At 71.4% G+C, this 11,398-nt stretch carries 11 protein-coding genes; 3 read left to right on the top strand and 8 right to left on the bottom strand.

Annotation, left to right across the window (positions count from 1 at the left end):
• Positions 1-16: 16 nt before the first annotated feature.
• The 5 genes from ABT084_RS31005 to ABT084_RS30985 are packed head-to-tail and all read right to left on the bottom strand — an operon-like array spanning position 17 to position 5,202.
• The gene (locus ABT084_RS31005) at positions 17-268 is read right to left on the bottom strand and encodes a phosphopantetheine-binding protein (protein WP_330335466.1); all 252 of its coding nucleotides are present in this window, start codon (positions 266-268) and stop codon (positions 17-19) included.
• Positions 265-1,821 (bottom strand): AMP-binding protein, encoded by a 1,557-nt coding sequence (locus tag ABT084_RS31000; protein ID WP_351050954.1) that lies wholly within the window; start codon positions 1,819-1,821, stop codon positions 265-267. Before ABT084_RS31000 ends, ABT084_RS31005 begins: the two co-directional genes overlap by 4 nt.
• Positions 1,818-2,696, bottom strand: coding sequence for a MaoC/PaaZ C-terminal domain-containing protein (locus tag ABT084_RS30995; RefSeq protein WP_351050951.1), 879 nt, complete (start codon positions 2,694-2,696; stop codon positions 1,818-1,820). The genes ABT084_RS31000 and ABT084_RS30995 overlap by 4 nt, the downstream gene beginning before the upstream one ends.
• The gene (locus ABT084_RS30990; RefSeq protein ID WP_351050949.1) at positions 2,693-3,946 is read right to left on the bottom strand and encodes a beta-ketoacyl-[acyl-carrier-protein] synthase family protein; all 1,254 of its coding nucleotides are present in this window, start codon (positions 3,944-3,946) and stop codon (positions 2,693-2,695) included. Before ABT084_RS30990 ends, ABT084_RS30995 begins: the two co-directional genes overlap by 4 nt.
• A gap of 44 nt (positions 3,947-3,990) precedes the next feature.
• Positions 3,991-5,202, bottom strand: coding sequence for an aminotransferase class I/II-fold pyridoxal phosphate-dependent enzyme (locus tag ABT084_RS30985; protein WP_351050946.1), 1,212 nt, complete (start codon positions 5,200-5,202; stop codon positions 3,991-3,993).
• A 506-nt stretch (positions 5,203-5,708) separates the two neighbouring features.
• Between ABT084_RS30985 and ABT084_RS30980 the strand changes: the two genes are divergently transcribed.
• Complete coding sequence (locus ABT084_RS30980) at positions 5,709-6,512, top strand: AfsR/SARP family transcriptional regulator (RefSeq protein WP_351050943.1); 804 nt, start codon at positions 5,709-5,711, stop codon at positions 6,510-6,512.
• Positions 6,513-6,635: 123 nt separating this feature from the next.
• Here ABT084_RS30980 and ABT084_RS30975 read toward each other — a convergent pair whose 3' ends face one another.
• From ABT084_RS30975 to ABT084_RS30965, 3 genes are read right to left on the bottom strand one after another with little or no spacing between them, the layout of a single operon-like run.
• The gene (locus tag ABT084_RS30975; RefSeq protein WP_351050941.1) at positions 6,636-7,388 is read right to left on the bottom strand and encodes an SDR family NAD(P)-dependent oxidoreductase; all 753 of its coding nucleotides are present in this window, start codon (positions 7,386-7,388) and stop codon (positions 6,636-6,638) included.
• The gene (locus ABT084_RS30970) at positions 7,385-8,371 is read right to left on the bottom strand and encodes a 3-oxoacyl-ACP synthase III family protein (protein WP_351050938.1); all 987 of its coding nucleotides are present in this window, start codon (positions 8,369-8,371) and stop codon (positions 7,385-7,387) included. The genes ABT084_RS30975 and ABT084_RS30970 overlap by 4 nt, the downstream gene beginning before the upstream one ends.
• 20 nt (positions 8,372-8,391) lie before the next feature.
• Positions 8,392-8,646 (bottom strand): hypothetical protein, encoded by a 255-nt coding sequence (locus tag ABT084_RS30965; protein ID WP_351050936.1) that lies wholly within the window; start codon positions 8,644-8,646, stop codon positions 8,392-8,394.
• A 270-nt stretch (positions 8,647-8,916) separates the two neighbouring features.
• On the opposite strand from ABT084_RS30965, the gene ABT084_RS30960 reads away from it, so the two are divergent.
• Together ABT084_RS30960 and ABT084_RS30955 are read left to right on the top strand one after the other, a co-directional pair.
• Complete coding sequence (locus ABT084_RS30960; protein ID WP_351050934.1) at positions 8,917-9,813, top strand: class I SAM-dependent methyltransferase; 897 nt, start codon at positions 8,917-8,919, stop codon at positions 9,811-9,813.
• Positions 9,814-9,822: 9 nt separating this feature from the next.
• Positions 9,823-11,385 carry a flavin-containing monooxygenase gene (locus ABT084_RS30955; protein WP_351050931.1) on the top strand — a complete coding sequence of 521 codons (1,563 nt, stop codon included), beginning with the start codon at positions 9,823-9,825 and terminating at the stop codon, positions 11,383-11,385.
• Positions 11,386-11,398 lie beyond the last annotated feature (13 nt).

Here is an 11,398-nt window from a genome sequence, read left to right as displayed (position 1 = left end):
CCTCTCGGTGGTTGGCTCAGGCCGCCGCGCGGGCGTCGGCGATGAAGTGGTCGATCGCCTCCACGCTGCGGAAGTTGTTCGGGTCGAGGTCGGCGTCCCCGACGGCCAGTTCGAAGCGGTCCTCGACCCAGGCGATCAGCTTGAGGACGCCGAGGCTGTCGATGACCCCGTCGTTGAGCAGGTCGTGGTCGACGGCCAGTTCGGTGGGGGCGGTGCCCGGGAGGAACTCGGTGATGACGAAGTTCTTGATGGTGTCGACGTTGCTCATGACGGGATTCCTTCGGCGAGAGGAGCGGCGGACGCGGTGGTGGTGACGGACGTGACGGGGGTGAGGCGGTCGAGCGCCTTGCGGTCGACCTTTCCGGTGGCCGTCCGCGGCAGCGGCTCGTCGGTGAGCGTGAGCTGCGTGGGGACGGCGTTCCTGGGCAGGTGGCGGGCGCAGTGTCCGCGCAGGGCGAGGACGGTGAGGGTGGAGCCGGGCATCCGCTGGACGCCGGCGACGAGCTTCTTGCCCGCGATCGGGTCCGGTACGGCGCTCACGCCCGCTTCCAGGACCTCGGGGTGGTCCCGCAGGACCCGTTCGATCTCGGCGGTGTTGACGGCGACCCCGCGCACCTTGACCTGGAAGTCGGTGCGTCCGGTCAGGTGCAGGGTGCCCTCGGCGTCGCGCCGGACGAGGTCTCCGCTGCGGAACCAGCGGCGGTCGTCCAGGCCGAGCGGGTGGCCGGTGAACTTGTCGGCGTGCCGGGTGCGGTCGAGGTAGCCGCGGGTCTGGAAGGGGGTGGAGACGTACAGCTCCCCGCTTCCAGCGCCTTCGACGACCGCGCCGGTGGCCGGGTCCAGGATCAGGGCGTGCACCCCGGGGAGCGGGCGGCCGATGGGGACGGACGGGAGGGCGGAGGCCGTGGCCCCGGAGGTGTCGACCTCGTGGAGGAAGCTGTCGTTGGTCTCGGTGCAGCCGTAGATGTTGTGGATGCGGGCCTTGGGGAAGAGCGTCGGCAGGGCGGCGAGGGTGCGGTCCGCGATGGCGTCGCCCGTGAACATCACGTGCTCGACGGTCTCGAAGGTGAAGCCGGTCTTGGCGGCGGCGTCCTGGAGCAGTCCGAAGGCCATCGGGACGGCCTGGACGACGTGGACGTCGTGCCGGTCGACCAGGTCGAGCAGGTGGCGGCCGTGGGCGGCGAGGGCGGGGTCCACCAGGACGGTCCGGCCGCCGCGGGCCAGGGTGGTCCACACGTCCAGCAGGCAGAGGTCGAAGTTGAGGGGGGCGTAGTTGAGGACGGTCCGGTCGGGGCCGATCTCGAAGGCGGCGCCGGCCCAGTCGATGAACCGGTCCACCTCCTCCCGGCCCAGCGGGACGATCTTCGGCAGGCTGGTGGAGCCGGAGGTGGTGAGCATGAAGGCCACCTCGGCGGCCTCCTCGGCGGGCAGCGGCTGGGCCGCCACGTCCGGGTTGGGGGCCACCCGGGCGCTCTCGCCGCCCGGGGCGAGTACGTGCGTACACCCGGCCTGGGCGAAGAGGTCGGCGAGCAGGGTGTCCGCGAGCGCCGGGGACGGCAGCACCAGCGGGCGGCGGGCGAGCAGGCAGGCCAGGACCAGGGCGACGGTGGCCGGGGACTTGTCGGCGAGGACGCCGACCGGCTCCCCGGGGGCGAGGGCGAGGCGCGCGAGGCGGTCGCGCTCCCGGCCGGCGAGGTCGTACAGCTCGCGGTAGGTGGTCTCGGCCCCGTTGAAGACGAGGGCGGTGGCGTGCGGCCGGTCGTGGACCTGGGTCAGGAATCCGGCGACGAGGCCGGGTACGGGCGTCTCCCGGGCGTTCATGGCAGGTCACCTCCTTCCGTGGACGGGGACGGGGACGGCCCCGCGAATTCGATCCAGCCGCTCTTGACGGCCGCGCCCTGGGGGGTCTTGCAGGTGAAGCGGACGATCCGGGCCTCGGCGTCCGGCTGGAGCACGATGTCCAGCGGGACGCCGGGGGGCACGGGGGCCGAGAAGCGGCCGCCCAGGCCCCGCACCCGGGTGGCGTCGCCGGCCGCGAAGCGGTCCACGGCCTCCTCGACGGCGAGGGCGACCACGCTCATGCCGTGGGCGATGACGCCGTCGAAGCCGGCCGCGCGGGCGGCCTCCGGGTCGAGGTGGATGGGGTTGAGGTCGCCGGAGGCGTGGGCGTACGCACGGATCCGGTCGGGGGTCAGCTCGTGCGTCGCGGTCTGCGGCGGCCCCGCGCCGAGCGGGGCGGGGGCGGCGGATCCGCCCGCGATGTCCCCGAAGGGCTCCAGCAGGGTGGCGCCCACCAGCAGGGCGGAGATGACCAGTTCCGCGAAGGGCTCCGGTCCGCTGCTCCCGGCGCCCTCGCCGGTCAGCCGGACCTTCAGCGCGATCCGGGCGCCCCGCGGCTCCTTGCGGACGCCGAGGACCTCGAGGCGGACGGTGACCCGCTCGCCGGGGCGGACGGGTCGCAGGACGCGGATGTCCTGGCCGAGGTGGACCACGGAGACCGGGCCCGGTTCGGCGGCGGTCAGCTCGGCCACGGTCTGCTCGGCGACGGTGTGGGCGAGGACGAAGGGGTGGACGGGCGAGGCGTGGCCGGGGGCCGCGGGGGCCAGCCCGGGGCGGGCGGCGGCCCGGTAGCCGGTGATGTCGGCCTCGGTGACGGTCAGGGTGCGCACGGGGGCGGGCAGGGCGAGGAGCGTCATACCGGCGTCACCACCACGGAGGAGTTGTGGCCGCCGAACCCGAAGGAGTTCGTGAGCGCGGGCCCCGGCCGGACGGCGCGCGGCGCGCCGTGGACCACGTCGATGTCCATTCCTGGCTCCAGCTGTTCGAGGTTGGCGATGGGCGGCACCTCGCAGTGCCGCATGGCCTGCACGGTGGCGATGAGTTCGACGGCGCCCGCGGCGCCGATGAGGTGGCCGATGACGGACTTGGGAGCGGTGACGGGGGGCTGCGCGGTGCCGAACACCTTGGTCAGGGCGGCGGCTTCGGAGCGGTCGTTGTAGGGGGTGGAGGTGCCGTGGGCGTTGACGTGCACGATGTCGGCGGGGTCCAGGCCCGCGTCGGCGATGGCTCCGGCCATGGCGGCGGCGGCTCCGGCGCCGTCGGGGAGCGGCATCGCCAGGTGGTGGGCGTCGGCGGTGGCGGCGTACCCGGCGATCAGCCCGTACGTCCTGGCGCCGCGGGCCCGGGCGTCGTCGAGGCGTTCCAGTACGACGAACCCGGCGCCCTCGCCCATCACGAACCCGTCGCGGTCCACGTCGAAGGGACGCGAGGCGTGCTCGGGGTCGTCGTTGCGCAGCGAGACGGCGTTGAGGTTGCCGAAGCCGGCCAGGGTGACCGGGGTGAGCGTGTGTTCGCAGCCCCCGGCGATGACGAGGTCGGCGCGGCCGGTCTGGAGCAGCATCAGGGCGTGGCCGATGGCGTCGGCGCCGCTGGCGCAGGTGTTGGCGACGGTGAGGGCGGGGCCGGTCCAGCCGAGCCGGATGGCGATCTGGGCGGCCGCCGCGTTGGGCATGGTCATGAGCGGCATGAGCGGGTTGACCCGGGCCGGTCCGGCCTCGGTGTAGTGGGCGGACTCCCGGTCGCTGGTGGCGCGGCCGCCGACGGCGTTGCCGACGACGATGGCGGTGCGGCCGGCCTCGGCGGTGGGTGACCCGGCGTCGCGGTGGGCGGCGAGGGCGGCGGCGGTGCCGTAGTGGGCGAAGGGGTCCATCCGGCGGGCTTCCTTGGCGGGGACCAGCCCGGCCAGCTCCTCCAGACCGCGGACGCGGCAGCCGATGCGTACGCGGTGGCGGCTGAGGTCGATGTGGGTCAGCTCGGCCGCGGTGGACCGGCCGGTCCGCAGCGTGGTCCACAACTCGTCCGGGGTGCACCCACCGGGGGTGACCACGCCCATGCCGGTGATGGCGACGGGCGGCTGCGCCGAACTGCCCCTGGACGATCCAGGCATGTCTCTCCTCGGTGGCGGGGACGGTGGGGTCGGTGGGGGCGGGCTCAGATGATGCGGCACTCGCGGGCGGAGGCGATGAAGGCCTCGGCGGCGAAGTCGATGTCCGCCTTGGTGTGGGCGGCGGTGATGGCGATCCGCAGCCGGGCCAGGTCGTTGGGGACGGCCGGGGTGACGACCGGGAGGCCGATGACCCCGTTCTTGCGGCAGACGGTCGCGTAGTCGTAGGCGGCCTCGTCGGACCCGGCGATGATCGGGACGACGGCGGTCTCGCTGTCGACGGTGCTCATCCCGGCGTCGTGGAGCATGCCGCGGAAGCGCGCCGACTCCTGCTGGATGAACTCCACCCGCTCCGGTTCGCGCTGGAGGATCCGCAGGGACTCCAGGGCGGCTCCGGCCTGGGCCGGGCCGAGGGCGGCGGAGAAGAGGAAGGGGCGGGCGGCGTACTTCAGGTGGTGGACGAGCTCGGCGGAGCCCGCGACCCAGCCGCCCATGGAGGGGATGGCCTTGGAGAGGGTGCCGAGCTTGATGTCGACCTTCACCTCGTAGTCGAAGTGCTCCTCGATGCCCTTGCCGGTGGCGCCGATGACACCGAGCGCGTGGGCCTCGTCGACCATCAGCAGCGCGTTGTGGGCGTCGCAGACCTTGCGCAGCTCCACCAGGGGGGCGATGTCGCCGTCCATGGAGTAGACGCTGTCGACGATGACCAGGCGGACCCCGGTGTCGGGGGCGGCGGCCAGCCGGCGCTCCAGGTGGGCCACGTCGTTGTGGCGGAAACGGGTGACCGTGGCGCCGGAGAGCTTGCAGCCGTCGACGATGCTGGCGTGGTCGTACTTGTCGATGAAGACGGTGTCGCCGGGGCCGACGATGGCACCGACGGTGCCCACGTTCGCCGCGTAGCCGGAGCCGAAGACGAGGGCCTTCTCGCGGCCCGCGAACTTGGCCACCTCCGACTCCAGTTCCTCGTGCAGCGGGGTGGAGCCGGCCAGGGCGCGCACCCCGTGGTTGCCGGTGCCGTAGAGGTCCACGGCGGCCTTGGCGGCCGAAACCACCCGCTCGTCCCCGGCGAGGCCGAGGTAGCTGTAGCCGGACATCATCAGCAGCCGCTGGCCGTCCTGGTCCGCGTACGCCGAGTCCCGCTCGACCGTGTAGGCGACGAAGCTGTTCTTGCGGTTGGGCTCGTACTCCAGCGACCGTACGCGGTCCCTGAAGTACGCCAGCTTCGGCTCCAGGCGGTCCCATCCGGGGGATGCGTTCACGTACTTCTCCTCGTCGTGATCGTCCGGCGGACCCGGAACTCCATCGGTGCCCCGCCGTTCTTCCGGCCGGGCTCTAGTGGAATTCCATTAAGACGCGTCGGCGCAATGGCGACGCAACAGCGGGATTCGAGCGCGACCACGGTCCGCGCACCAGCGGGACGCCACCCATTCACCGGTGGTCCGCGAGCGGTCCGCCAGCGAAGCTCGAATTCAGGAATCCGCACCCTCCACCCCGCTTCGACCAGGCATTTCATTCGCGAAGGAATGTTTGCCGAGCGCTGTTGACACGCGGAAGAGGCCCGCAGGTATCTTCGAACCGCACGCGAACCTGGGGGACACGGCCGGAAGTCGACCGTTTCGGAGAGTGCATAGTGCTGATCAGACTCGTAGGCCTTGTCACGATCGAGCCGGACGGAGCCCCGCCGCAGCACCTTTCCAGCGCGCAGGCGCAGGTGGCGTTCGCCCGGCTCCTCCTCGAACGGACGGGGGGCACCGAACGTGATCAATTGGCTGAAACCGTATGGCCCGAGGGACTGCCCGACACCTGGGCCTCGGCCCTGCGCAGCGTCGTGAGCCGCGTACGGACCTTCGTCACCACGCCGCAGGACCAGCCCGGGGTGACGCCCCTGGTCGCGCAGGGCGGCCGGTACATCCTGCGGATACCGGCGGACGCGGCCGTGGACGTGGAGTGCGCGGAGACGGCGGTGGCGGAGGCGGCCGAGGCGTACGCCGAGGGCGCCTACGCGGTGGCGCAGCAGCTGGCGGCCGGCGCGGTCTCGAACCTGCGCGGGTCGTTCCTGCCCTCGCACGAGGGGGACTGGGTCAACGCGGTGCGCGAGCAGCTGGAGGAGCTGCGGCTCAAGGCGCTGGAGATGGCGAGCCTGTCCTCGTCCGCGCTGGGCGACCAGCACCACGCCCTGCGGTACGCGGAGGAGGCGGTGCGCAGGGCGCCGTTCCGCGAGAGCGCGTACCGCTGCCGGATGGCGGCGCACACCAGGGCGGGCAACCGCGCGGAGGCGCTGCGCAGCTACCAGCAGCTGCGCGAGGTGCTGGCGGAGGAGCTCGGCATAGACCCGGCGCCGGAGACGGAGGCGGCGTACCTGGACCTGCTGCGCACGCCGGAGCCGCGGCCCGCGGCGCGGCCGTTCGCGGTCCTGGACCCGTTCCTGATGGGCATGTTCGAGGTGGACCGGGCGGCGGCCCCGCAGCCGTGCTCCCTGTCCGACCACGGCTGCGTGACGCACCCGACGGCGCCGGCGGCGTCGGCGGCGCTGCCGTCCCGCGCGTCGGCCTCGAGCCCGGCGGCGTAGGTCGGCGGCGTAGGTCGGCGGCGTGGGCGGGGCGTGTCCGCCGGGCGGGCACGCCGAGCGGCCCCGACCCCCCTGGGGGGGGTGGGGGCCGGGGCCGTCCGGGGGTGGTGGCTCAGGCGGTCCTCAGGTGATCGACACGCCGCTGTCGATGCTGATGACCTGGCCGGTCATGCAGTCCTGGTCCAGGAACAGACCGGCGCTGCGCGCGACCTCCTCGACCGTCACGAACCGCGGGATGGGGGCCTTGCCCTCCATGCCCTCGATCACCCGGTCCGGGAGGTCCTTCGTCATCCCCGTGATCATGAACCCCGGGGACAGCGCGTTCACCGTGACGCCGCGCCGGCCGCACTCCGACGCGAGCGTGCGGGTGAAGCCGATCAGACCGGCCTTGGAGGCCGAGTACGCCGTCTGCCCGGCCGTCGCGATGATGCCCGACGGGGAGACGATGTTGATCACCCGGCCCCACCGCTGGCGCAGCATGGCCGGGACCGAGGCCCGGGCCGTGTGGAAGGACCCGATCAGGTTGGTCTGGATGACCTGGGCCCAGTCCGCCGGGTTCTGCATCGCCATCAGGCCGTCCTTGCGGATGGCCCCGTTGTTGACGAGTACGTCGACGGGCCCGAGCCCGGCCGAGATCTCGGCGTAGATCCCCTGGACCGCCTCCCACGAGCCGACGTCACCCGTGACCAGGACGGACGGGTTGGTCAGCTTCTCCTGGACCGCCACCGCCGCGTCGCGCGAACTGTTGTAGTGCACCGCGACCCGGCAGCCCAGGGCGTCCAGCTCCAGCGCCAGCGCCTGGCCGAGGCCGCCCGAGGCGCCGGTGACGAGCGCGACCGGGGACTCGGGCCGCTGGCCCGCACTCTTGTTGCTCATGCTGCCGCACCGCCCCATTCCATCAGGATCGAACCCCATGTCATACCGGCGCCGAACCCGGCCAGCAGGACCTTGTCACCGGCCTTGATCCGGCCCTCGTCGAGGGCTTCCGCCAGAGCGATCGGGATCGAGCCGGAGGCCGTGTTCCCGTACTTCTGGAGGTTGGTGATCAGCGCCTCCTGGCGCAGCCCGGTGTGGGACATGATCGAATTGATGATCCGGATGTTGGCCTGGTGCGGCACCACGTGGTCCACGTCGGCCGCGGCCACCTTGGCGCTCTCCAGCGTCTCGCGCACCGTGCGGACGGTGTACCGGACGGCGTTGAGGTAGATCTCGTTGCCGTTGATCTGCGCGTAGTGCAGACCCGCGTCCAGCGTCTCCTGGGTGGTCGGCATCCGGCTGCCGCCCGCGAGCACCTTGAGGGATCCGGTGCAGGAGCCGTCGGCGCCCAGGTTCCAGGCCTTGACCCGGTTCTCCGGGCCGGCCTGGAGGACGATCGCGCCCGCGCCGTCGCCGACGAGGATGGACAGGTCCCGGTCGGCCGGGTTGGCCGTCAGGGTGTGGGTGTCGGAGCCGATCAGCAGGATCGGCCGGGGGTCGATCGCGATGAGGGCCATCGCGGAGACGAGCCCGTAGACGAAGCCCGCGCACTCCGAGTTCACGTCGTGCGCGCTCCCGGCGATGCCGAGTTCGTGGTGGACGAACGCGGAGGTCGCCGGGGACGGCTGCTCGGGCGTCGCCGTGGCGACGATGAGGTGGGCGATGTCGGCGCCGGTGAGGCCCGCCTTGTCCAGAGCGCGCCGGCCGGCCTCGACGGCCAGGGAGACGGTGGTCTGCCCCGGGTCCACCGCCCGCCGCTCACGGATCCCGCAGCGGCTGACGACCCAGTGCTCGTCCACGCCGAAGCGCTCCGCGAGTTCCGCACTGGTGACGACGCGCTCGGGTACGGACATGCCCCACCCGGTAATGTCGAAGCCGGTCACGTGGTTGCCTCGTCCCCTCGTTACGCCTGCGCCGGGACGAGCTCGACGATCTTCGCGTAGACATCACGCAGCGTCGTCGTGTCGTCGAGGTCCGCGAAGAGCGACTCGTCGGCCGGGATGTGCGGGTAGGTGGTCTGGAATCCGTACAGCCACTCCATCAGGTCCAGCGAGTCGACGTCCGCGATGTGCTGGAGCGGGGCGTCGGGGCTGACCTCCGCGGCACCCGAAACGGCCTCGAGCTGGCTCGCCAGTTCTTCGATGGTGGGCAGCGACATGGGGTCGGTCCTCTCTCGGCAGTGCAACTCGGCAGTGCGTCTTGGTTTTCGAGAGCGATGAAAACCCCGGGCCCGCAAGGAAGGCGCAACACGGCCTTCCCGGCCCCCCCGCCACCGCCCTTCCTTCCAGCGGATTCGGACCGTGTTGCGCCTGCCTTGCGCGTCATCGGGTTTTCTCGGACGCGAATTCGGATCGGACGGCCCCGCCGGACAGCCAGGCCCCCACCGGACAGCCCCGGACAGCCCCGGACAGCCAGGAATGAGGATCAGATGACAACGGTCGCCCCCAAGTCGGTGGACCCCGAGGTCGATGCGATCAGGCACCACTACGAGGTCAGCAACGATTTCTACCGGCTGCTGCTGGGCCCCACGATGATGTACTCCGGGGGCTACTGGGAGGAGGGCGAGGACCTCGTCGCCACCCTCGACGAGGCGCAGGAGCGCAAGCTCGACAAGTTCGCCGAGCTGGCGGGCGTCCGCGCCGGCGGCGCCAAGCGGGTCCTGGACATCGGCTGCGGCTGGGGCACCATGCTCAACCGCCTCACCACCGTCCACGGCGCCGAGCAGGCGGTCGGTCTGACCCTGTCGCGCACGCAGGAAGCCTTCATCGACGGGCTGAAGAACCCGCGGATCACCACGCTGGTCGAGAGCTGGGCCGACTACAAGGTCGCCGACGACAGCGAGAAGTACGACGCGGCGTTCTGCATCAACGCCCTGGAGCACTTCGTCTCCTCGGCGCTGCCGCCCAAGGAGCGCACCAAGCGCTACCGGTACTTCTTCCAGCAGGTCGCGAACACCCTCAAGCCGGGCGCGAAGTTCGTGCTGCACACCATGACCGCCGAGGCGCTGCCGATGAACCGCGCGCTGCTGGACGACCTGAAGTTCCTGCAGCGCTCCGAGTTCAAGGACTGCCACATCCCGCACCTGCACGAGCTGGCCGCGGGCGCCGAGGGTCTCTTCGAGATCGACGAGATCGTCAACGAGCGCGAGTCCTTCGCCATGGCCTGCCGCGCCTGGCTGGTGCTGCTCGCCGAGCGCCGGGACGAGGCCGTCGCCCTGGAGGGCGAGGAGGTCGTGGCCCGCTTCGAGCGCTACCTCGACATCTTCGCGTACACCCTCGAGGACAAGTTCTTCAACAACTTCCGCGTGACCATCACGCGCCGCTAGGAGGCCGACGTGACGAGCATTCTCGAACCGGCCAAGGACGGCGGAGCCCGCCCGACGACCACGGCGGCCGACAAGGGCCGCGGACCGACCCGGCATCTGCGGGTCGCCGTCATCGGGACCGGCTTCTCGGGCCTGGGCACCGCCATCCGGCTGCTGCAGTCGGGCATAGACGATTTCCTGGTGTTCGAGCGGGCCGATGAGGTCGGCGGCACCTGGCGCGACAACAGCTACCCGGGTTGTGCGTGCGACGTCATGTCCCACCTGTACTCCTTCTCGTTCGCCCGGAACCCGAACTGGAAGTCGACGTTCGCGTCGCGGGACGAGCTGTACGCGTACTTGCGCGACACCGCCGACCGTTTCGGCGTGCGCCCGCACATCCGGTTCCAGCACGAGCTGCTGGCCGCCCGCTGGGACGAGGGCGAGCGGCACTGGAAGATCGAGACCTCCCAGGGCGACTACACCGCGCAGTTCCTGGTGACCGGTACGGGCTACCTCAGCGAGGCGGCCGTACCGGACATCAAGGGGCTGTCCGACTTCCAGGGCAAGGTCTTCCACTCCTCGCGCTGGGACCACGAGCACGACCTGACCGGGCGCCGCGTCGCCGTCATCGGTACGGGCGCCTCGGCGATCCAGTTCGTCCCGGCGATCCAGCCCGAGGTCGGACACCTGGACCTCTACCAGCGCACGCCCGCCTGGATCGGTCCCAAGCCCGACAAGGCCAACAGCGAGCTGCACACCAAGATGCTCCGCTCGCTGCCCGGCTACCAGCAGTTCCGGCGGGGCTTCAACATGTGGGGCCGGGAGATCCTGGCCTTCTTCTGGAAGCGCCCCAAGCTCGCCGAGAAGGTCCAGAAGATGGCGAGCGACCACCTGGAGAAGTCGGTGCCGGACGAGGCGCTGCGCAAGCGCCTGACCCCGGACTACCTGGTGGCCTGCAAGCGGCTGCTGTTCTCCAACACCTGGTACCCGGCGATCCAGCAGCCCAACGTGGAGATCGTCACCGACGGCATCGCGGAGGTCCGGGCGAACTCCATCGTCGGTACGGACGGCGTGGAGCGCGAGGTCGACACCATCATCCTCGGCACCGGCTTCCGGGCCACCGACCGGCCGGTCGCGCGGCAGATCTGGGGCCGCGGCGGCGTCCAGCTGCGCGAGGCGTGGAAGGACGGGATGTCCGCGCACCGCGGTACCACCATCGCGGGCTTCCCGAACCTGTTCATGATGCTGGGCCCGAACACGGCGCTCGGCCACTCCTCGCAGACCGTCATGATCGAGGCGCAGGTCCAGTACGTCGTGGACTCCCTCAAGCAGGCCGAGAAGCACGGTCTGTCGAGCATCGAGGTCCGCCAGGAGGCTCAGGACGCCTACAACCTGAAACTCGACAAGCACCTCGACGGCACCGTGTGGATGTCGGGCGGCTGCAAGAGCTGGTACCTCGACGAGAGCGGCCGCAACACGTCCATCTTCCCGACCTACACCTGGCGCTTCCGCCGGGGCACCAAGCGCCTCGACCTGAGCGAGTACGAGCTCGCCTCCCAGGTACGCAGCACCAAGCCGGTACCTCACCAGTAGGAGACGTAGGCAG

This window comes from Streptomyces sp. NPDC002138, assembly GCF_040296485.1.
In the GTDB taxonomy this organism is placed as follows: Bacteria; Actinomycetota; Actinomycetes; order Streptomycetales; family Streptomycetaceae; genus Streptomyces.
The sequence above is the reverse complement of the archived record's forward strand: the minus strand, read 5'-3'. Positions and strand labels throughout refer to the sequence as shown.